This window comes from Streptomyces sp. NPDC026500, from assembly GCF_055567635.1.
This window is the reverse complement of record NZ_JBVHQB010000015.1, coordinates 200,516-221,689: the sequence shown is the minus strand read 5'-3', so window position 1 is coordinate 221,689 and position 21,174 is coordinate 200,516. Positions and strand designations below refer to the sequence as shown.

Here is a 21,174-nt window from a genome sequence, read left to right as displayed (position 1 = left end):
GTTCGCGGACGGTCGATCAGACATCCGGGTTGTACGTAATCGAACGCATTGACCCGGGGTTCGCGGTGCGGTTGCATCCAGGTGCGCCCCTGGTGCGGGACCGGGGGCGGACACCGTCTCGGGGGGCGAAGTGAGGAAAACGACGTTGTGGAGCGCCGTCGCGCTGGCCGCAGTGTTCACGCTGACCGGCACGACCGCGCAGGCCGCGCCGGCCGGAATCGTGCGGGTCAGCACCGACACCGGGGGCGGCCAGCTGGCGGGCGCGTCGAGCGGCGCCACGGTCAGCGCCGACGGCCGGTACGCCGCCTTCCTCTCCGCGGACCCCACGGGCGGCTACGACACCCGTCTGTACGTGAAGGACCTGCGCACCGGCGCGCTGAGCCAGGTGCCCGAGGACCTGCTCTACACCACGCACGCGGTGATCAGCGCGAACGGCCGGCGCGTCGCGTACTCCGACGGCAACCGCTATCCGAAGCCGTACGTCTACGACCGGGCGACCGGAGAGACCCAGCTGCTGTGGCCCGCGCAGCTGCCAGACGACAGCCTGTACGAACTGGGCGAGGCCGCCGCGATCAGCGCCGACGGACGCCATGTCGCCTACACGATCGGCAATCGCCACGGCGACGAGTACGCGCGGGTCCTCTACGTCCGCGACCTGGCCACCGGCACCGACGAGCGGATCTCGCCGGTACCGCCCGCGGGCATGATCACCGGCGCCTCGCTCAGTGCCGACGGCCGCACCGTCGCCTACGGGCTCCTTGTGCGCGGCGACCAGGGCGCCACCGTCCAGATCCATGTCGAGAACCGGGACACCGGCCGGACGCGCCCGGTGGGCACGGGCTCCCCGGCCCGGCTCGTCCAGCTCTCCGCCGACGGCCGCCGCGTCCTGTTCGACGCCACCGCGCCGGACGGCACTTCGGGCGCGTACGTCGGTGATACGCGCACCGGCGCCGTCCGGCGGATCGCCGACACGGAAGCAGCGGCCGCCGACGGCACCCTGCGGTACGTCCTGCTGACCGAGGACACCGGCCCGGTGCTGCTCGACCGGCGCACCGGCGCACGCCACACCGCGGGACCGGCGGGGGCGACCGCCCTGCCCGGCGCGGTGACCCGGCACGGCCGTGCCGTCGTCCTCACCTCCGCCGCCGGGGATCTGGTGCCCGGCGACACCAACGGCGTCTCGGACGTGTTCGTCGTGCGTCCGCGCCGAGTTGCGGCCCCGTGATGTAGCCCAGTGCTCGCATCCTGAGACACCCTGTGAGCACGGGGGCGGTATGTGCCAGACTGCCCCCGTGCTCTCGTTCGCCACGATTATTGGCAGCAGGCGCGCCGGTCCGCAGTGACCGCCACGTACGACCAGGTACGGGCGGACACCGTCGTTCTCGACCCGCGCGCAGACCTCTCGCACCCGCGAGGGGTTTTTCGCATTTCTGGCCCACCTTCAGCCGGGAGCGCAGCGCGAGGGATCATTGGGGGACGGTGGAGCCGGTCATTCCGGTAGACCGAGTTCAATACAGGAGCCTTGAGACCATGACGGAAACCAGCGAGCTCGACGATGCGTTCCACGTCTTCGACACGACGCTGCGCGACGGCGCGCAGCGCGAGGGCATCAACCTCACCGTGGCGGACAAGCTGGCCATCACGCGGCACCTGGACGACTTCGGGGTGGGCTTCATCGAGGGCGGCTGGCCCGGCGCCAACCCCCGCGACACCGAGTTCTTCGCCCGCGCCCAGCAGGAGATCGACTTCAAGCACGCCCAGCTCGTGGCCTTCGGAGCGACCCGCCGGGCCGGCGGCAAGGCCTCGGAGGACCCCCAGGTCAAGGCACTCCTGGACTCGGGGGCCCCGGTGATCACCCTGGTCGCCAAGTCCCACGACCGGCATGTGGAGCTCGCGCTGCGCACCACGCTGGAGGAGAACCTGGAGATGGTCCGTGACACCGTCTCCCACCTGGTCGCCCAGGGCCGCCGCGTGTTCGTCGACTGCGAGCACTTCTTCGACGGCTACCGCGCCAACCCCGGTTACGCCAAGGCGGTCGTCGGTGCCGCCGCCGAGGCCGGCGCCGACGTCGTGGTGCTGTGCGACACCAACGGCGGCATGCTCCCGGCGCAGATCCAGGCCGTGGTCGCCACCGTCCTCGCCGACACCGGCGCCCGGCTCGGCATCCACGCCCAGGACGACACCGGCTGCGCCGTCGCCAACACCCTGGCCGCCGTCGACGCGGGCGCCACCCACGTCCAGTGCACCGCCAACGGCTACGGCGAGCGTGTCGGCAACTCCAACCTGTTCCCGGTCGTCGCCGCCCTGGAACTCAAGTACGGCAAGAAGGTGCTCCCCGAGGGCGCCCTGCGCGAGATGACCCGGATCTCGCACGCCATCGCCGAGGTCGTCAACCTCACGCCCTCCACCCATCAGCCGTACGTGGGTGTCTCTGCGTTCGCCCACAAGGCGGGCCTGCACGCCTCCGCCATCAAGGTCGACCCGGACCTGTACCAGCACATCGACCCCGAGCAGGTCGGCAACACCATGCGGATGCTCGTCTCCGACATGGCGGGCCGCGCCTCCATCGAGCTCAAGGGCAAGGAACTCGGCGTCGACATCAGCGACGACCGCGAACTGGTCGGCCGGGTCGTCGAGCGGGTCAAGGAGCGCGAGCTCAAGGGCTACACGTACGAGGCGGCCGACGCGAGCTTCGAACTCCTGCTGCGCGCCGAGGCCGAGGGCAGGGCCCGCACGTACTTCGAGGTCGAGTCCTGGCGGGCCATCGTCGAGGACCGCCCCGACGGCAGCCACGCCAACGAGGCCACGGTCAAGCTCTTCGCCAAGGGCGAGCGCATCGTCGCCACCGCCGAGGGCAACGGCCCGGTCAACGCCCTCGACCGCGCCCTGCGGGTGGCCCTGGAGACGCTCTACCCCCAGCTCGCCAAGCTGGAGCTGGTCGACTACAAGGTCCGCATCCTGGAGGGCAAGCACGGCACGTCCTCCACCACCCGCGTCCTCATCTCCACCTCCGACGGCACGGGGGAGTGGTCGACGGTCGGCGTCGCGGAGAACGTCATCGCCGCGTCCTGGCAGGCCCTGGAGGACGCGTACACCTACGGACTGCTGCGCGCCGGGGTGGAACCCGCGTCGTAACCCTCCTCGGACGCCGGAGGGGCGCGTGCTCGAACGCCGGAGGGGCCCAGAACCGCACCCCTCCGGCGTTCACCGCGCTTCAGCCCCTCCGGCGTGCCGGGCGTACCGGGCGTGCCGGACGGTTACTGGAGATGCCACTTCTGATTGGCGGCCCCCGTGCACGACCAGATCTGCGTCCGCGCTCCGTTCGCCGACGAGTTGTCCGTCACGTCGAGGCACTTGTTCGCCGCGGTGTTGACCACGTCACCCGTCGAGGAGTTGTACGACCACTGCTGAGCGCCCGAACCGTTGCAGTCGTAGAGCTGGACCTTGGCGCCGTCGGCCGTCGACCCCGATGTGACGTCGAGGCACTTGCCGAGCGAGCGCACCGATCCGTCGGTCTGGACCGTCCAGGACTGCGCGGCGGACCCGTTGCAGTCGTAGAGCTGCACCGCCGTGCCGTTGGCGCTCGAACCGCCCGCCACATCCAGGCACTTTCCGGCCAGCCCGACGAACGCTCCCGACTGGCTGCCCCCGCCCGACTGTGTTCCGGACCAGGTGAACGTCGCCGACGTCTTGCCCGGCAGTGAATAGGTCGCGTGCTGGGAGCCCCAGTTGATGGTGACGGTCTTCGCGGCCGAGCCGTCGTTGTAGGCGATCAGCGCCTTCGACCCGTCCGGGTTGCGCCAGGCGACGTTGGGGACGGCCGAGGACGCCGTGGAGGAGATCCGCTGCGCCCCGGGCCGCACGAACTTCGTCAGATGCCCCATCGTGTAGTACTCGACCGTGTAGTCGACCGTCCCGCTCGCCCCGTCCCCGTTGTGCACGGTGATGAGCCCGGAGCAGGTGCCGCAGCCGCCGTTGTGCGGACCCCGGTTCTGGTCCACGGCGAGCGACCACTTGGTGACCGACTTCGCCCAATTCCGGGTGTAGTCGACGATGTTGAGCATGTCCTCGCGCTGCTGGTTGGCGATCCAGGTGCCGCCGGAGTGCTCGGTCCCGAAGGCGTCGAGTCCCGGGTACTGGTTGTGCACGCTCGTCTGCTTGGTGACGTCACCGCCGTACCCGTGCCAGGCGATCCCGCCGAAGTTGGGGTTCGAGCGGACCGCCGAGTCGGCGACGGTCTGTGCGGCGTAGGAGTCGTACACGTCCCAGTTCCAGTCGTGCGCCAGCACCTTCGTCGACAGACCGGACGCATTGAGCTTCGGCAGCAGCTCGCTCTTCGTGAAGTAGGCGAGGCCAGAGGCGTTCCAGCTCATCGACGGATAGCCGGAGCAGCACGTCGGCTCGTTCTGGGCGGTCACGTACGACACCGGAACGCCCTGATCCTTGTACGCCTGAAGGTACTTGACGAAGTACGAGGCGTACGCGCCGTAGTCCTCGGACTTCAGCCAGCCGCCGTTGAGCTGCCCGCTGTCCTTCATCCAGGCCGGTGCCGTCCACGGCGAGGCCATCACCGTCAAGGCGGGATTGAGCTGGAGCGCCTGCTTGGTCAGCGGTACCACGTCGGCCAGGTCGTGCGCGATGGAGAACTGCGCCAGATTCGGGTCGCTCTGCCCGGCCGGCACGTCGTCGTACGTGTAGCCGTAGCGCGCGAGGTCCGAGGCGCCCATCGGATTGCGCAGGAAGGAGAGCCCGATCCCGTCCGTCGGCGAGAACAGTTTGCGCATCGTCGCGTCGCGGGTGCTCTGCGACAGCGCGCCGCTGCTGTTCATCAGCCAGGCCGCGGTGTCGGTGAAGGAGGCACCCCCGCCGGTGAAGGTCTGGTACCGGGTGTTCTCGTCGACGGTGATGTTCTCGCCGCTGCCGCCGCTGCCCGACTGGAAGGCGAACGGCGCCTGGGCCTGGAGCCCGCGTACGACATGGCGCCCGCCGTCGTCGTCCGTCGTCGTCAGATAGGCGGTGACCTGTTCGCCCGCGGCGTGCGCGGGCGCGGCCGCCGTGAATCCCGCGGTGGCGAGCAGTCCGGCGACGATCAGCCGGACCGCCCGTGTGGATCTCCTGGTGGATCTCCTCATGGAGCGCCGCCCTTCTGGAGGTGGGGGTGGGAGGCGTGCGAGGCGTGAGTAAATGACGACTGGGGACCCGCGTCAAGGGGTTGCGCGTTCATAGTTTGAAGGAACAACTGCCCCGATCCAGACGTGACTTGAGTGTGTACCGGTTCTGACGTGAAGTCTTGACTGGTTGCCGTGACGTCAGTTAACTCACGCCGTGATCTAAGTCGTAAGAAGAGCAAGTGATCACAAGAAGCACGTCGTCAAGAAGCACGTCATCACATGAAGCACGTCGTCCGAAGAACGTGAGAGTCGAGGGGGAACCCATTGACCGGGCTCGATCGGAATTCCGTACGAAGAACCGCTCTGCTGGCCGGTGCCGCGCTCATCGCCGGACTGCTTCCGCTCGCTTCGGCGGGAACGGCGGCGGCCGATGATCCCGCGCCCGTCCCCGTCGACCGCTTCGAGGGCGAGGTGCCCTTCGCAAGCCAGCCCGCCGACGGCATCTTCACCTGGGGCAGCGACAGCGACGACCCGCCCAAACTCGCCCTGACCGCGCGGTCCGACGCGCCCGAGGGCGCCAAGGTCCTCACCGGCGACTACGACATCAGCGGCTACGGCGGCTTCACCCACGACTTCGCCGCCGGCCGGCCGGCCCACGACTGGTCCGCGCACAAGGGCGTCCGCTTCTGGTGGGACGGCCACGACAACGCCAAGAAGATCGCCTTCGAGATCAAGGACGGCGGCGCGAACGGCGAGGCCTCGGAGCTGTGGACGACCTCCTTCACCGATGACTTCACCGGCTGGAAACAGATCGAGATCCCCTTCACCGACTTCACTTATCGCACGGACTACCAGCCCGTCGGCGGTATCGACCAGGTCCTCGGCCTGACGCAGATGTGGGGCTACGCCGTCACCCTTCCGGTCGGCGTCCAGGGGCAGTTCGCCATGGACGACGTCGAGCTGTACGGCAAGGCCGACCAGTCCCTGCGCGCCTCCGTCACCACCGACGCCGCCGTCTACCCGGTACGGGAGGGCGGGACCGCCGCCGTGCGGGTCTCCGTCGCCACCACCGGCTCCGCCCCGATCGACGAGCCCGTGACCGTCGGATACGAGAGTGCGGGCGGCACCGCCGAGCCGGGCAAGGACTACACCCCGGTCAAGGGCGAGATCACCTTCCCGGCGGGCACGACGTCCGGCACGAGCCGCACCGTCAAGGTCCCGACCCTGCGCGACCGGTCCGCCGAATCGGCCGAGACGATCCCCCTCAAGCTCACGGTGACCGGCGCCAAGGCCCCCGCAGAGACCCCGCAGGTCGTCATCGACGCCCACGGACTCCCGTACCTGGACCCGAAGCTGCCCGTGAAGAAGCGGGTCGCCGACCTCGTCTCCCGGATGTCCCTGGAGGAGAAAGCCGGACAGATGACCCAGGCCGAGCGCGGCGCGATCGGCGCGGGCGGCGACATCGCCGCCTACGACCTCGGGTCGCTGCTCTCCGGCGGCGGCTCCACGCCGACCCCCAACACCCCCGAGGCCTGGGCGAAGATGGTCGACGGCTACCAACTCCGGGCGCAGGCAACGCGGTTCCAGATCCCGCTGATCTACGGCGTGGACGCGGTGCACGGCCACAACAACCTCGCCGGCGCGACGGTCATGCCCCACAACATCGGCATCGGCGCCACCCGTGATCCTCGACTGGCGGAGCGGACAGGCGCGGTGACCGCGTCCGAGGTCCGCGCCACCGGCATCCCCTGGGACTTCGCCCCCTGCCTGTGCGTGTCCCGCGACGAACGCTGGGGCCGCTCCTACGAGTCCTTCGGCGAGGACCCGGCGCTCGTCCAGTCCATGGAGACGATCGTCCAGGGCCTCCAAGGCGCCCGCAGCGGCAAGGACTTGAAGGACGACGACAAGGTCCTCGCCACCGCCAAGCACTTCGTCGGCGACGGCGGCACCGGGTACGGCACGTCCACGACGGGCTCGTACACCCTCGACCAGGGCGTCACCAAGGTCACCCGGCAGCAGCTGGAGGCCGTGCACCTGGCGCCCTTCCAGACAGCGGTCGACCGCGGTATCGGCTCGGTCATGCCGTCCTACTCCTCGCTCGACATCATCGGCGACGGCCAGGGCCCGGTGAAGATGCACGCCCGCGCCGACATGATCAACGGCGTACTCAAGGGCCGGATGGGCTTCGACGGCTTCGTCATCAGCGACTGGAACGCCATCGACCAGCTCCCCGGCGACTACGCCTCGCACGTCCGCACGTCGGTCAACGCGGGCGTCGACATGATGATGGTGCCGTACTCGTACAAGGACTTCCGCACGACGCTCATGGACGAGGCGAACGCCGGCCGCGTCAGCGAGCGGCGGATCGACGACGCCGTGTCGCGCATCCTCACCCAGAAGTTCAAGCTGGGCCTCTTCGAGAAGCCTTACGCGGACACGAGCGGCGCGTCGAAGATCGGCTCGGCCGCGCACCGGGCCGTGGCCCGGCAGGCGGCCGCCGAGTCCCAGGTCCTGCTGAAGAACACGGACGGCGTACTGCCGCTGAAGAAGTCCCAGAAGGTGTACGTCGCCGGTTCGAACGCCGACGACATCGGCAACCAGACGGGCGGCTGGACCCTCACCTGGCAGGGCTCGTCCGGCAACATCACCAAGGGCACCACGATCCTCCAGGGCATGCGGAACGCCGGCGGTGACGTCACCTTCTCCAAGGACGCCTCGGCACCGACCGGCGGTTACGACGTCGGTGTGGTCGTCGTCGGCGAGACCCCGTATGCGGAGGGCGTCGGCGATGTCGGCAACGGCAACGACCTGGAGCTGACCGCGGCCGACAAGGCCGCCGTCGACAAGGTGTGCGCGGCCATGAAGTGCGCGGTGCTGATCGTCTCGGGCCGCCCGCAGCTCATCGGCGACCGGCTCGGCGCCGTCGACGCCCTCGTCGCCTCCTGGCTGCCGGGCACCGAGGGCGACGGTGTCGCGGACGTCCTCTACGGGAAGCGCGCCTTCACCGGGCAGCTCCCGGTCACCTGGCCGAAGTCGGCGGCCCAGGTGCCGATCAACGTCGGTGACACGTCCTACGACCCGCAGTTCCCGTACGGATGGGGTCTCACGACGCTCACGAACGTACCGGGTGGCGGCACCGCCACCGCCACCCTCCGGACGCTCGCCCTGGTGGCCTCGGCGGCCGAACGGTCCGGTGCCGACGAGATCGCCCGCACGGCCGTGACGAAGGCCCGCCTGCTCGTCCAGCGGAAGATCGGCTCGTCGATCACCGCGGCGAGCGCGGGGCCCTTCGCGGACGCGGACCACCTTCTGCTGACCGGCCACTACGCGGAGGCGGTGGCCAAGCTGACGGAGGCGTACCGAGCGGGCTGAGGAAAGAGGAAAGGCGTGGAGGGCCGGCCGGGGCTGAGCACCAGCCCCGGCCGGCCCGCGTTCCGGTCCCTGCTCTTTACGGCACGGTCGGCACGGTCGGTGCGGCCGGTGCGGTCGCCGCCGTCGCCGCGGCGCTCCGGAGTTCCTTGGCCAGCTTGCGCGCCTGCAGGGCCTTGACCACGGTGTACACGCGGATCGCGGTGAACAGGAGCACCGCGGCACCGAGGAGCGCGCCGAAGGCCGACCCGTCCCGCGCCGCGGCATAGAAGAGAGCGCCGCTGAAGGGGATGCCGACGGCGATGAGCAGCGGCTCGCGAACCCAGAACGGGAGAACGCGAAGGATGAGTCCGACCATGCGGGTCACTTCATCAGGTCCATGCCAGAAATCGCTGTGACGGAGGCCATAGTTCCGGTAGGCGGAATCGGATCGTTGCGGGGCGCCGGCCCGATGGTGCGCCCCACGGCGGGCGGGCTCGGCGCCGAGGAGTTCGGCCGGGCCCCGGGCGTAGCGGGACGCCGCCTTCCCGATGTCCAGTTTTGCTCTGGTTCGGGTAGCTTCAAGGCATGAGGGCCGCACGCACCCGAGGACTTCCAGGCCTGTTGGTCGCACTGACACTCGCGGCCCTGGCGATGGTGTGGTTCCCGGCGCCCCGGGCCCACGCGGCGACCGACGTCTCCACCGTCGCGGCGGCCCTGCGAAAGGGCCCCGTCTATGTGGACCCGGCCGCGTCCGCCCAGCTCTCCGGCTCGGAGGCGAACGCCCTCGCCGCCAAGATCAAGAAGGCGGACAAGCCGGTCTTCGTAGCCGTGCTCCCCGCGGACTTCCCCACCCAGAACCTCTTCCAGAACCTGCGCACCGCCACCGGTATCACCGGCCTCTACGAGATCAGGCTCGGCGACCGCTTCGACGCCCGCGCCGACTCCTCGGTGATGTCCCGCTCGGCCGTGCAGAACCTCGTCACCAGCGTTCAGGGCGTATCGGACGCGAACACCCAGCTCAACGAGTTCACCGACCGCGCGCTCGCCAACATCCACGGTTCGGCCCCCGCGAGCTGGGGCGGCGGCACGAACGGCGCAGGTGTCTCGACGGGAGCGCTCATCGCGGTCGGCGCCGTGGCCGTCGTCGGCGGCGCGGGCGCGTACACGGTCGTGCGCCGCAACCGGCGCCGCAAGGAGGAGGAACAGCGGGCGGCGCTCGACAGGCTCCGCGTGGTCGTGGACGAGGACATCACCGCCTTCGGCGAGGAGCTGGACCGGCTCGACTTCCACCCCGCGGAGGCGGGCGCCGACGACGCGATGCGCGCGGACTACGAACGCGGGCTGGACGCCTACGAGCAGGCGAAGTCCTTCATGGCCAAGGCCCAGCGCCCCGAGGACGTACGCGCCGTCACCCAGTCCCTGGAGGAGGGCCGCTTCTCGCTCGCCGTGCTCGCCGCGCGCCGCGAGGGCCGCCCGGTCCCCGAACGCCGGGCGCCCTGCTTCTTCGACCCCCGGCACGGTCCGTCCGTCGCCGACGCGGCCTGGACTCCCGCCGGCGGCGCACCCCGCGAGGTCCCGGTCTGCAAAGCCGACTGGATCCGCCTCGCCGGCGGCGAGGACCCGGCGATCCGCGAGGTCGAGACCGACCACGGCCGCCGTCCGTACTGGGACGCGGGCCCGGCGTACGGCCCCTGGGCGGGCGGCTACTTCGGCGGCGGTTTGCTGCCGGGCCTCCTCGTCGGGACCGTGCTCGGCAGCATGATGGCGAGCCCCGGGTACGGGGCCGCCTACGGCACCGGTTACGGCGACTTCGGCGGCGGTTACGGCGGCGGCGACGTCTCCGGTGCCGACTTCGACCCCGGCGACTTCGGCGGCGGCTTCGGGGACGGCGGGGGAGGCGACTTCGGTGGCGGCGGCGACTTCGGCGGCGGGTTCTGAGCGGCCCCGCACACGGGCTTGCCCGCCGCCCGCCGCTCCTCGCCGCTCGTGCCCGCCGCCCGCCGCCCGCCGCCCGCCGCCCGTCGCCTGCCGCCCGTCCCCCGGCTCCTCGTCGCCCGCCGCCCGCCGCTCCACGTCGTCCGTCGCCCGCCGCTCGTCGCCGCCCGTGCCCGCCGCTCGTCGCCTGCCGCCCGGCGTCGGCCGTGAAGCCGCCCACCCCCGTCACCCGCCGTGACGCCGCCCGCCACCCCCGCCCTGACGCCACCCGCCCTGACGCCACCCGCCTTGACGCCACCTGCCCCCGGCCCTGAGATGCCACCCGCCATGACGCCGAGCGCCCGTGTGCGGGAACCCGGCGTCGGGAAAGGGCTCTCGACGGCGCGGGGGCGTTCCCCGACGGCGCGCTGCTTGCGGCCCGTCGTGCGGCACGTCGTGTGGCCGTCACCTCGGCGATCCTGCCGAGGAAGGCGCCCGGGTCGATGTTCGCGCCGTGGCCCTCCTCCCGGCAGCGGAAGTGGTCGATCTCGTCGCCCAGGATCCGCGCGGCGGCCGCGAGGTTCGCGGAGACCGTCAGCGAGGTGTCGGTGTCCTTGGTGCGGACATGAGAGCGCCCGCCCTCTCCGTACGGGGAGGGCGGGCGGGCGCGCTCGGGATGTCGCCGGAGCGAACGGGTCGGCCGACGTGGGACGACAGGGCTCGCTGCGGGCCGGTGACTCAGGCGGCGTTCTTGATCGCCGAGATGTCGAAGTTCAGCTTGATCTTGTCGGAGACGAGGACGCCACCGGTCTCCAGAGCCGCGTTCCAGGTGAGGCCCCACTCGGAGCGCAGGATCTCGGCCTTGCCCTCGAAGCCCACACGCTCGTTGCCGAACGGGTCCTTCGCGGAGCCGTTGAACTCCAGGTCGATGGTCAGCTCCCGGGTGGTGCCGAGGATCTCCAGGTCGCCGGTGATCCGGTAGTCGTCGCCGCCCAGGGCCTCCGCCTTGGTGGAGCGGAAGGTCATCGCCGGGAACGCGTCGGTCTTGAAGAAGTCGGCGCTCTTGAGGTGGCCGTCGCGGTCCGCGGACCCGGTGTCGATGCTGTCCATCTTGACGTCGAGGGACGCCGTCGACTTGGCCGGGTCGCTGCCGTCCAGGTGCAGCGTGCCCTCGAAGTCGTTGAACTTGCCCTTGACGTTGGTCACCATCGCGTGACGGGCGACGAAGCCGATCGTCGAGTGGGCCGGGTCGATGGTGTACTCGCCGGTCAGTGCGGCCAGGTCCGGGCTCACTGCGGTGGCCGTCGCGGTGCCCGCGGACTCGGCGGTGTCGGTGGTCTTGCGGCCGAAGATGCCCATGAGGTGCTCCTTGGGGGACGGGCCGCGGTTCCGGGCGGAGCCGCGGCGTCATTCTGTTTAACGTTCAACGAGGTCAACAAGGGCAACCGTAGACCTATTCCGTTCAACTTTCAACATCATCCGGAGAGTGGTCGTCGCGTCACGGTGGGTTACACGTGTCCGGCCTCTGGCGAACGCGCGTAGAACTCGGGCACCATCTGCGTGCACCCCCTGCACAGTCGCCCCACAGGAAGCACGGCCGTACGTCCGTACGGCCGCCCGACGGTCCTCCGCAGGAAAGGTCCCCCCTCTATGAAGTTCAGGTCCGTGCTGACCGCTCTCGCCCTCGTCGTGGCCCCCGGTGTCGCCGTCGTCGGCACCGCCACCGACGCCTTCGCCGTCACCAAGATCAGTCACGCCACCGCCACCTCGATGTTCCGCCAGGTCGGCATCACCTGGTCCTCCTCCGGTGGCTGCTCCGACCGCAACAACTCCACCTGCACGTCGTTCGAGCAGCTCAACCTCGCCACCGCGCAGGGTGCCCAGACGCTCAAGGGGTCCAGCGGCTGCGCGCTCAACATCACCGGCGGCACCGAGACCGGTCACGCCAGCGGCACGTACTCGCACTGGAACGGCTACAAGCTCGACTACGGCAAGAACACCTGCGTCACCGCCTACATCAAGAACAACTTCACCTACATAGGCCTGCGCGGCGACGGCGCCCCGCAGTACCAGTCCGGTGCCGGCAACATCTATGCCGATGAGGGCAGCCACTGGGACGTCCTCTACTACAACTGCGGCGGCTGCTGAGCCGGCGCCCCGGGGTGACGCGGACCGCCGAACGGGGGTCCGCGTCACCCCGCTGATGGCATGTGCCACTCATGAATGTGAGGTGGCTCTCGATGGAACGGTTTGTGTGATCTCAACAAGCCCAAGCCCCTCTGGGCAGTCGGATCGCCTGCATCTGATGGCGGTTCTGTTCAGGGGCACCAGGAAAACGGTCCGGAGACTGTGCAGAGTCGACGGGCCTGTTTCCTTGGTGGACTTCGTATGGTCGCTACATGACCGTTTTGGACGAGGCCGACACCGCCAGCTCCACGAGCTCCACAGATGAACCGACGGACGCGCGCGGACGTGTGGCGGAACTGCACGCGATCCGTGCGGAGGCGCTGCGCGGCCCCAGTGAGAAGGCGACCGAGGCGCAGCATGCCAAGGGCAAGCTGACCGCCCGGGAGCGCATCGAGCTGCTGCTGGACGCGGGCTCGTTCCAGGAGGTCGAGCAGCTGCGTCGGCACCGGGCGACCGGTTTCGGCCTGGAGGCGAAGAAGCCGTACACGGACGGTGTGATCACGGGCTGGGGCACGGTCGAGGGCCGCACGGTCTTCGTGTACGCCCATGACTTCCGCATCTTCGGCGGCGCGCTGGGCGAGGCCCACGCCACGAAGATCCACAAGATCATGGACATGGCGATCGCGGCGGGTGCGCCGCTGGTGTCCCTGAACGACGGCGCGGGCGCCCGTATCCAGGAGGGCGTCTCCGCCCTCGCCGGCTACGGCGGCATCTTCCAGCGCAACACCAGGGCCTCCGGCGTCATCCCGCAGATCTCCGTGATGCTCGGCCCGTGCGCCGGCGGCGCGGCCTACTCGCCCGCGCTCACGGACTTCGTCTTCATGGTCCGCGAGACCTCGCAGATGTTCATCACCGGCCCGGACGTGGTCAAGGCGGTGACGGGCGAGGAGATCACCCAGAACGGCCTGGGCGGCGCCGACGTCCACGCGGAGACCTCCGGCGTCTGCCACTTCGCGTACGACGACGAGGAGACCTGCATCGCCGAGGTGCGCTACCTCCTGTCGATGCTCCCGCAGAACAACCGCGAGAACCCGCCGCGGGCCGCCTCCGCGGACCCGGCCGACCGCCGCAGCGAGGTGCTGCTGGACCTGGTCCCGGCCGACGGCAACCGCCCGTACGACATGACCAAGGTCATCGAGGAGCTCGTCGACGACGGCGACTACCTGGAGATCCACGAGCGCTGGGCCCGCAACATCATCTGCGCGCTGGCCCGCCTCGACGGCATGGTCGTCGGCATCGTCGCCAACCAGCCGCAGAGCCTCGCCGGTGTCCTCGACATCGAGGCATCCGAAAAAGCTGCGCGCTTTGTCCAGATGTGTGACGCTTTCAATATCCCGATCATCACGTTGCTGGACGTGCCTGGGTTCCTCCCGGGTGTCGACCAGGAGCACGGCGGGATCATCCGGCACGGCGCGAAGCTGCTCTACGCGTACTGCAACGCGACGGTGCCGCGGATCTCTCTCATCCTGCGCAAGGCGTACGGAGGTGCCTACATCGTCATGGACAGCCAGTCCATCGGGGCGGACCTCACCTACGCCTGGCCGACGAACGAGATCGCCGTGATGGGCGCCGAGGGTGCCGCCAACGTCATCTTCCGCCGTCAGATCGCCGATGCCGTCGATCCCGAGGCGATGCGTGTCCGCATGGTCAAGGAGTACAAGGCCGAGCTGATGCACCCGTACTACGCGGCGGAGCGCGGTCTGGTCGACGACGTCATCGACCCCGCCGAGACCCGCGAGGTCCTGATCAAGTCCCTCGCGATGCTGCACACCAAGCACGCGGACCTGCCCTCCCGCAAGCACGGCAACCCCCCGCAGTAACCCTGCGGATTCTCCGCGGTACCCCCGCGGAAACCTCTCTCATGGAGACTGAAACCTATGAGCAACGCTGACATCCGCGTCGAGAAGGGCCACGCCGAGCCCGAGGAAGTCGCCGCCATCACGGCGATCCTCCTGGCCCGTGCCGCCGCCGCTCCCACTGATGCCGCTCCTGCCCACCGCGCCCACCGCAAGGCGGGCTGGCGCCGTCTGGAGCGGGAGCCCGGCTTCCGGGCACCGCACAGCTGGCACTGAGGTCTGACGCCGACAGCCCCGTCCTCCCGATGGAGGGCGGGGCTGTGGTGTGTCCCGGAGGCCACAGAAGCCCTCCAGGGCCAACAGGCAGCGTTCCGGCGGGCGTTCGGCACCCCCGGCCGTCTCGCCGTTCAACGGGGCTGTACGGGCCAGGAGTTCGGCCGCAGCCCGCCGCAACAGGCAACAGGCAACAGACAACAGGCAACAGGCGGCAACAGGCAACGGCCCCTGCTTCTCCGGGCGGAGAAGCAGGGGCCGTTGTCGCGGAAGCGGGATGTGCTAGCGGAGGCGCGCCATGAGGGCGTGCTCGACCAGCGTGATCAGCGCCGACTTCGCGTCCGCGCGGTGGCGGGCGTCCGTCGTGATGATCGGGGCGTCCGGGCCGATCTGGAGAGCCTCGCGGACTTCCTCCGGGTTGTACGGCTGGTTGCCGTCGAAGCCGTTGAGGGCGATGACGAACGGCAGGCCGCTGTTCTCGAAGTAGTCGACCGCGGGGAAGCAGTCGGCGAGACGCCGGGTGTCCACCAGGACGATCGCGCCGATGGCGCCACGGACCAGGTCGTCCCACATGAACCAGAAGCGGTCCTGGCCCGGCGTACCGAAGAGGTACAGGATCAGGTCCTGGTCGAGGGTGATACGGCCGAAGTCCATGGCGACGGTCGTCGTCGTCTTGTCTCCGGTGTGCGTGAGGTCGTCGATGCCCGCCGAAGCGGACGTCATGACGGCCTCGGTGCGCAGCGGGTTGATCTCCGAGACGGCGCCGACGAACGTGGTCTTGCCCACGCCGAAGCCGCCCGCCACCACGATCTTCGCGGACGTGGTGGAGCGGGAAGGCCCTCCGCTAGAGCTTGCGAAGTCCACTGAGCACCCTTTCGAGCAATGTCACGGCTGGCTGGCCGCCGGCGCTCTCGTCGCCGCCCGGCTGATGAATGGCGACCAGGCCCGCCTCCGCCAAGTCGGCGACGAGGATCCTGGCAACACCGAGAGGGATGGTCAGCAGGGCCGAGATTTCGGCCACCGACTTGATCTCCCGGCAGAGGTTGCAGATCCGCTGATGCTCGGGCAACTGGCCCTGCATCTGGTGCGGCTGCGCGGTGGTGTGCACCAGTGCCTCTATGGCGAGCTGGTAGCGGGGCCTGGTGCGGCCACCCGTCATGGCGTAAGGACGCACCAGGGGGTTGCTCGACGACCCGGCGGGCGACGGCTCGGGTGAGCGTCGCTGCGGTTGCACGGGCTGAATACGCGGTGCCGACGGCTGGTCGTAGGGAGACGGCCCCGGGCCCTGCGGACCCTGGGGCGGGTACGGCTGCCGTCGCTGGCTGGGTGCGGAGGGAAAGTTGTACCGGTTCGGGTTCTGTGAACCGTCACCGTGGCCGCCCTGCCCCTGGCCGGGGCCGTACGACCAATTGCCCGAAGACGAACCGCCTGGGGGTGTTACCACTTTCTCTCCTCCTCCGACTGTGCCGGGCACCCATCGCTGTGGGACCGCGTCCCGAAACCTTACGGCCCCGGGACGCCAATTCGCACCGTCTGTCTATTAGTTGAGAAGGCTGCCCTGGAGCTCCGCACGAAGGTCCGGAGTGAGAACCGTGCCCGCACGGTCCACCAGAAGCGCCATCTCGTACCCAATGAGACCGATGTCCGCCTCAGGGTGTGCAAGTACTGCGAGTGAAGAACCATCCGAAACGGACATGAGGAAGAGGAATCCTCGCTCCATCTCCACAACAGTCTGGTTCACGTGGCCACCCTCGAAGATACGGGAAGCACCCGCGGTCAATGAGGTCAGACCGGACGCGACGGCCGCCAACTGGTCGGCCCGGTCACGGGGAAAGCCTTCGGACATAGCCAGAAGGAGTCCGTCGGCGGAGACCACCACTGTGTGGGACACCCCAGGGGTGTTGTCCACGAAGTTGGTGATCAACCAGTTCAGGTTCTGTGCCGCCTGGCTCATCGGGCTCACACTAACGCTCCTGGTTGTAGGTGCTGTCAGGACCGAGGCCCTGACCGTTCGTCTCACTACCTGCATTGCGTCCCCGCTCCACGCCGCGACGCAGGTTGCTCAGCCTGCCCCGGACATCCTCAGGAGCGCGGGAGACCTGGGGGCCGCCCTGGGGGGTCGATTCCGCGGTTCCCTCGACCAGGTTGGCCTTGGGCACCCGCCGCGGCAGACCGGACGAGGTGACCCCGCCCGCCTTGGGCTTCTTGAGCTGCTCGGCGCGCTGCCACCGATCGTCGTTGGACGATCGCCAGTCGTCGCCCGTGTTCCCGGAGGAAGCGGGCACCGCCTGCTCCCTCGCCGGTTCGGCGGGGCGCCGACCGTTGCCGCCGGTGGGGCCTCCGCGACGGGGCAGTCCCGCGTCGGTCATCGCGTGGGCGGCCGAAGGGGCCGGTCCCGGACGACCGAAGCCTACGCTGTCCTGCGCGGCCGCGTCAGCGACCTGCGGAGATCCCGCTTCCGGAGCGTAGTCGGGCCGGTACCCACCCTGGTACGCGTCCTGCTGCGGCCAGTCGTCCTGGTAGGACGGCTCGCCGAAGGCCGACAGCGATTCCGGGGCGGCGCCGCCCATTGCCACGGGCTGCTCCGGCTGGACCGGCTCCGTGTACGACGGCTCAGGGTAGCCGCCGTTGGACGGGAAGTACGCCTCGTCGTACGCAGCCTGCTGCGGCTCCTCGTACGACGTCTGCTGGTCGTACGTGGTCTGCTGCTCCTCGTGCACACCCTGGCCGCCGTCGTACGCCGGGGCACCGTCGAAGGACGGCTGGCCGTTGTCGTACGCGGGCTGGGCCTCGAAGCCGTCGGTGTAGGCCTGGGGGCTCTCGATGGCGTCCACGCCCTGCGCCTGGGCCTCCAGGGCCGCACGGCGCTCCTCGCGCATCAGGGAGCGGCCCACGGGGTCCAGGTCACGGGCGTCGTCCGGGACCTCGTAGCGGCTGTCGTCGAAACCGAGGTCCGCGGCGGTCAGCACGGGCTTCTGCTGCTGGCCGCCGAAGCTCTCGCCCTGGAACGACTGCTGCTCGGGAATGATCTGGGACACGGTGAACTCGTCGCGCATCGGCTGGTAGTCACCGCCGCCACCGTGGGTGATGGCGTCGGGGAGCATGACCAGCGAGGTGGTACCGGCCTGCTCGCCCGAGGGGCGCAGCTGGACGCGGATGCCGTGGCGGTCGGACAGCCGGCCGACCACGAACAGGCCCATGCGCTGCGAGATCGCGGCGTCCACGGTCGGCGGGTTGGCCAGCTTGTGGTTGATGTCCGCGAAGTCCTCGGCGGTGAGGCCGATGCCCTTGTCGTGGATCTCGACCATGATGCGGCCGTCGGGGAGACGGGTCGCGGTGACGCGGACCTTGGTCTGCGGGGAGGAGAACGTGGTCGCGTTCTCCAGGAGCTCGGCGAGCAGGTGCACGAGGTCGGTCACGGCGCGGCCGTGGATCTCGGCCTCCGGGACGCCGGAGAGCTCGATGCGCTCGTACTGCTCCACCTCGGAGGAGGCGGCGCGCAGCACGTCGACCAGCGGGACCGGCTGGTCCCAGCGGCGGCCGGGCTCCTCGCCGGCGAGGACCAGGAGGTTCTCGCCGTTGCGGCGCATACGGGTCGCGAGGTGGTCCAGGCGGAAGAGGTTCTCCAGCTGGTCCGGGTCGGCCTCGTTGTTCTCCAGGTCGGTGATCAGCGTCAGCTGGCCCTCGATCAGGGACTGGTTGCGGCGCGAGAGGTTGGTGAAGATCGCGTTGATGTTGCCTCGCAGGAGGGCCTGCTCGGCGGCCAGTCGTACGGCCTCGCGGTGGACCTGGTCGAAGGCGCGGGCGACTTCGCCGATCTCGTCCGTGGTGGTGATCGGGATCGGCTGCACGCGGGTGTCGACCCGGCCGGGGTCGGTGCGCGAGAGCTGGTCGACCAGCATCGGCAGGCGCTGCTCGGCGACATTGAAGGCGGCGTTGCGCAGCTGGCGCATCGCACGGCTCATCTGGCGGGCCACCATGCCGGCCAGGATGAACGCGGCGAGCAGGGCGATCACGACGATGGCGCCGGTGATGAAGGCGTCGGTCTTGGCCGTGTCGGAGATGTCGGCGGCCTCGGCCACCGCCTTGTCGGCGAGGTCCGACTCGATCTGCCGGTAGGCGTTGTACTTGGCGGTGTTGACCGCCATCCAGTTCTGCGCGGTGACGCCTCCCGCGGCCAGCGTGGCGCGGTCGCTGTCCAGCGGGGACTTGAGCGTCGCCAGAGCCGTGACCATGTCGGTCGGGTTCGACGGCGGCTTCACGTAGTTCGGGTCGGCGGCCGCGGCTTCCCGCGCCTTCGCCGTCAGGTCCGACTTGATGTTCGCCTGTGCCGCTTCGAGCTTGGCCGCGTCGTCCTCGGTGCCACCACCGATGTACTCCTCGACCGCGATGCCTTCGAGGTAGGCGTACGAGGAGAGGGCGACGCGCTGGCTGGCGAGGCTGCTCAGACCGGGACCCGGCTTGATCAGCATGTGCATGCCGATGGACCGCTCCAGCGACAGCGCGGCCTTGGACAGCGAGATCGCGTAGACCGTACGGCCGTAGCTGGTGATGTTTCCGGTGCCCAGACCGAGCTCGTTGGCGAACTCCATCAGCGGGTGCTGGATCTGGAGGTAACCCTCTTCGGTCTTCACGCCGGGAAGCTTGGTGGTGTATGCGAGCTTCCGCAGCTGCTCGAGACCGGGCTCGACATTGCGGAAGACGGCGAGGCGGCGCTCCAGGCCGGGCGTCTTCGGCATGTTCTGGGCGGCCTGGTCGAAGGCGTCGGCGGCCAGGTCCGTCTGCTTGCGGACCTTGACGACCGTGGGGTCCTTCTGGCCGGCGCCCTTCAGCAGCGGGTAGGCGCTGAGGTCACGCTCGACGAACAGCTTGTCGCCGTAGTTCAGTGCCGCCTGCACCAGGCGCGCCGTCTTCTCGGCGTCCTGGGCCTCCTGCCAGGTGTCGATCGAGCTCTTCACCTGGAAGCCGCCCATGACCAGGCCGACCACCACGGGTATGAGCAGGATCGCGTTCAGCCTGGTCGGCACCCGCCAGTTGCGCGGGGAGAAACGGCTCCCGCTCGGCGCGGGCGCCGGCGTGGGCTCCGGGCCGGGCATTTGTGCGGGCGCCGCTCCGCGCGGCGGCGGGGTGAAGTTGCCCCGTGCCGACGGCTCGGGACCGTTCATGCTTCGCCTCACTCGACCAACAACCTCTCGGCGTCGGCACCTACGTTGTGCCGCGGTATCTACCAGCGCCCTTGACTACTACTGGGCAGTTCAGCGCATTCCAGCACGTCAAGCGGCGCCCTTCCAAACACTCGGAATCGATGATTCCGAGTGGCACCGGCCACAGATAAAACGGTCATAAAGAGCGAGCCCCGCCAAAAGGCGGGGCTTTCATGAGCGCAGTGGCACCGGGTGACCGCGATGCGTGTCGGGGTCGGTGAAATTCTCTGTCGAAACGTTATGAACACTGTGGCCGACCGTGTCAAACGACACAGTCGGCTCCAATGCGTCTACGACAACTTCCATACGGAGCTGTCTACTTGGCTGCTACCGCAGCCGTGCCATGAGGGCGTGCTCGACCAGGGTGATCAGAGCGCTCTTCGCATCTGCACGGTGTCGCGCGTCCGTCGTGATGATCGGAGCGTCCGGGCCGATCTGAAGAGCCTCGCGCACTTCCTCCGGGTTGTACGGCTGGTGACCGTCGAAGCCGTTGAGGGCGATGACGAACGGCAGACCGCTGTTCTCGAAGTAGTCGACCGCCGGGAAGCAGTCGGCGAGACGCCGGGTGTCCACCAAGACCACGGCGCCGATGGCACCGCGGACCAGGTCGTCCCACATGAACCAGAAGCGGTCCTGGCCCGGCGTACCGAAGAGGTACAGGATCAGGTCCTGGTCGAGGGTGATACGGCCGAAGTCCATGGCCACCGTGGTGGTGGTCTTGTCCCCGGTGTGGGTGAGGTCGTCGATGCCCGCCGAGGCGGAGGTCATGACGGCCTCGGTGCGCAGCGGGTTGATCTCGGAAACGGCACCCACGAACGTGGTTTTGCCGACACCGAAGCCACCCGCTACGACGATCTTCGCGGAGGTGGTCGCCCGGCCTCCGTCAGAGCTTGCGAAGTCCACTGAGCACCCTTTCGAGCAAAGTCACGTCCGGCGCGCCGCCGTTGTTCTCATCGCCGCCAGGCTGGTGAATGGCGACGAGTCCGGCCTCCGCGAGGTCCGCGACGAGGATCCTGGCCACGCCGAGAGGCATGGACAGGAGGGCCGACACCTCGGCCACCGACTTCACTTCCCGGCACAGGTGGCAGATGCGCTGGTGTTCGGGAAGCAGTCCCATCAGCTGGGCCGGATCGGCCGTGGTGCTGATCAGGGCCTCTATGGCGAGTTGGTACCGCGGCCGGGTCCGGCCGCCGGTCATCGCGTACGGACGTACCAGCGGCTGGTCGCCCTCGTCCCCGTACGGCTCAGCGTACGGATCATGAGAGGCGGTGGGCGGGGTCATGAATCCTCCGGGCGGGACAGCAAGTCGGTCAGTCGTGCCGTCTGTTGGGGCCGGTG

At 69.4% G+C, this 21,174-nt stretch carries 16 protein-coding genes; 7 read left to right on the top strand and 9 right to left on the bottom strand.

Going from position 1 to position 21,174, the window contains the following annotated elements; translation table 11 throughout:
* Nucleotides 1-145: 145 nt before the first annotated feature.
* Nucleotides 146-1,225, top strand: coding sequence for a TolB family protein (locus tag ACZ4N5_RS26590; protein ID WP_467759550.1), 1,080 nt, complete (start codon nucleotides 146-148; stop codon nucleotides 1,223-1,225).
* Between the two features lie 305 nt (nucleotides 1,226-1,530).
* Nucleotides 1,531-3,135 (top strand): citramalate synthase, encoded by a 1,605-nt coding sequence (cimA, locus tag ACZ4N5_RS26585; protein WP_467759549.1) that lies wholly within the window; start codon nucleotides 1,531-1,533, stop codon nucleotides 3,133-3,135.
* Nucleotides 3,136-3,257: 122 nt separating this feature from the next.
* Here cimA and ACZ4N5_RS26580 read toward each other — a convergent pair whose 3' ends face one another.
* The gene (locus tag ACZ4N5_RS26580) at nucleotides 3,258-5,132 is read right to left on the bottom strand and encodes a lectin (RefSeq protein WP_467759548.1); all 1,875 of its coding nucleotides are present in this window, start codon (nucleotides 5,130-5,132) and stop codon (nucleotides 3,258-3,260) included.
* 303 nt (nucleotides 5,133-5,435) lie between these two features.
* Between ACZ4N5_RS26580 and ACZ4N5_RS26575 the strand changes: the two genes are divergently transcribed.
* Nucleotides 5,436-8,483 carry a glycoside hydrolase family 3 protein gene (locus tag ACZ4N5_RS26575; RefSeq protein ID WP_467759547.1) on the top strand — a complete coding sequence of 1,016 codons (3,048 nt, stop codon included), beginning with the start codon at nucleotides 5,436-5,438 and terminating at the stop codon, nucleotides 8,481-8,483.
* 76 nt (nucleotides 8,484-8,559) lie between these two features.
* Here the strand turns inward: ACZ4N5_RS26575 and ACZ4N5_RS26570 are convergent, their stop codons facing one another.
* Nucleotides 8,560-8,838 (bottom strand): hypothetical protein, encoded by a 279-nt coding sequence (locus tag ACZ4N5_RS26570; protein WP_467759546.1) that lies wholly within the window; start codon nucleotides 8,836-8,838, stop codon nucleotides 8,560-8,562.
* Between the two features lie 209 nt (nucleotides 8,839-9,047).
* On the opposite strand from ACZ4N5_RS26570, the gene ACZ4N5_RS26565 reads away from it, so the two are divergent.
* A complete protein-coding gene (locus ACZ4N5_RS26565) occupies nucleotides 9,048-10,400 on the top strand; it encodes a hypothetical protein (RefSeq protein ID WP_467759545.1) in 1,353 nt (450 codons plus the stop codon).
* Nucleotides 10,401-11,114: 714 nt separating this feature from the next.
* Here ACZ4N5_RS26565 and ACZ4N5_RS26560 read toward each other — a convergent pair.
* Nucleotides 11,115-11,735 (bottom strand): YceI family protein, encoded by a 621-nt coding sequence (locus ACZ4N5_RS26560; protein WP_467759544.1) that lies wholly within the window; start codon nucleotides 11,733-11,735, stop codon nucleotides 11,115-11,117.
* 291 nt (nucleotides 11,736-12,026) lie between these two features.
* On the opposite strand from ACZ4N5_RS26560, the gene ACZ4N5_RS26555 reads away from it, so the two are divergent.
* The 3 genes from ACZ4N5_RS26555 to ACZ4N5_RS26545 all read left to right on the top strand — a co-directional run bounded on the left by ACZ4N5_RS26555 (nucleotide 12,027) and on the right by ACZ4N5_RS26545 (nucleotide 14,635).
* Nucleotides 12,027-12,524: a hypothetical protein gene (locus tag ACZ4N5_RS26555; protein ID WP_467759543.1), complete on the top strand. Its 498-nt coding sequence runs from the start codon at nucleotides 12,027-12,029 to the stop codon at nucleotides 12,522-12,524.
* 251 nt (nucleotides 12,525-12,775) lie between these two features.
* Nucleotides 12,776-14,383 (top strand): acyl-CoA carboxylase subunit beta, encoded by a 1,608-nt coding sequence (locus ACZ4N5_RS26550; RefSeq protein ID WP_467759542.1) that lies wholly within the window; start codon nucleotides 12,776-12,778, stop codon nucleotides 14,381-14,383.
* A gap of 57 nt (nucleotides 14,384-14,440) precedes the next feature.
* Complete coding sequence (locus tag ACZ4N5_RS26545) at nucleotides 14,441-14,635, top strand: acyl-CoA carboxylase subunit epsilon (protein ID WP_261709981.1); 195 nt, start codon at nucleotides 14,441-14,443, stop codon at nucleotides 14,633-14,635.
* Between the two features lie 279 nt (nucleotides 14,636-14,914).
* Here ACZ4N5_RS26545 and ACZ4N5_RS26540 read toward each other — a convergent pair whose 3' ends face one another.
* The 6 genes from ACZ4N5_RS26540 to ACZ4N5_RS26515 all read right to left on the bottom strand — a co-directional run bounded on the left by ACZ4N5_RS26540 (nucleotide 14,915) and on the right by ACZ4N5_RS26515 (nucleotide 21,118).
* Nucleotides 14,915-15,496 (bottom strand): GTP-binding protein, encoded by a 582-nt coding sequence (locus ACZ4N5_RS26540; RefSeq protein ID WP_103554950.1) that lies wholly within the window; start codon nucleotides 15,494-15,496, stop codon nucleotides 14,915-14,917.
* Nucleotides 15,477-16,076 carry a DUF742 domain-containing protein gene (locus ACZ4N5_RS26535; RefSeq protein ID WP_467759541.1) on the bottom strand — a complete coding sequence of 200 codons (600 nt, stop codon included), beginning with the start codon at nucleotides 16,074-16,076 and terminating at the stop codon, nucleotides 15,477-15,479. The genes ACZ4N5_RS26540 and ACZ4N5_RS26535 overlap by 20 nt, the downstream gene beginning before the upstream one ends.
* Before the next feature lie 96 nt (nucleotides 16,077-16,172).
* Nucleotides 16,173-16,586 (bottom strand): roadblock/LC7 domain-containing protein, encoded by a 414-nt coding sequence (locus ACZ4N5_RS26530; RefSeq protein ID WP_261709979.1) that lies wholly within the window; start codon nucleotides 16,584-16,586, stop codon nucleotides 16,173-16,175.
* A 10-nt stretch (nucleotides 16,587-16,596) separates the two neighbouring features.
* Nucleotides 16,597-19,809, bottom strand: a complete 3,213-nt coding sequence (locus ACZ4N5_RS26525) for a sensor histidine kinase (RefSeq protein WP_467759540.1) — start codon at nucleotides 19,807-19,809, stop codon at nucleotides 16,597-16,599.
* A 354-nt stretch (nucleotides 19,810-20,163) separates the two neighbouring features.
* Nucleotides 20,164-20,739, bottom strand: coding sequence for a GTP-binding protein (locus ACZ4N5_RS26520; RefSeq protein ID WP_028802395.1), 576 nt, complete (start codon nucleotides 20,737-20,739; stop codon nucleotides 20,164-20,166).
* Nucleotides 20,720-21,118, bottom strand: coding sequence for a DUF742 domain-containing protein (locus ACZ4N5_RS26515; RefSeq protein WP_059131717.1), 399 nt, complete (start codon nucleotides 21,116-21,118; stop codon nucleotides 20,720-20,722). Before ACZ4N5_RS26515 ends, ACZ4N5_RS26520 begins: the two co-directional genes overlap by 20 nt.
* Nucleotides 21,119-21,174 lie beyond the last annotated feature (56 nt).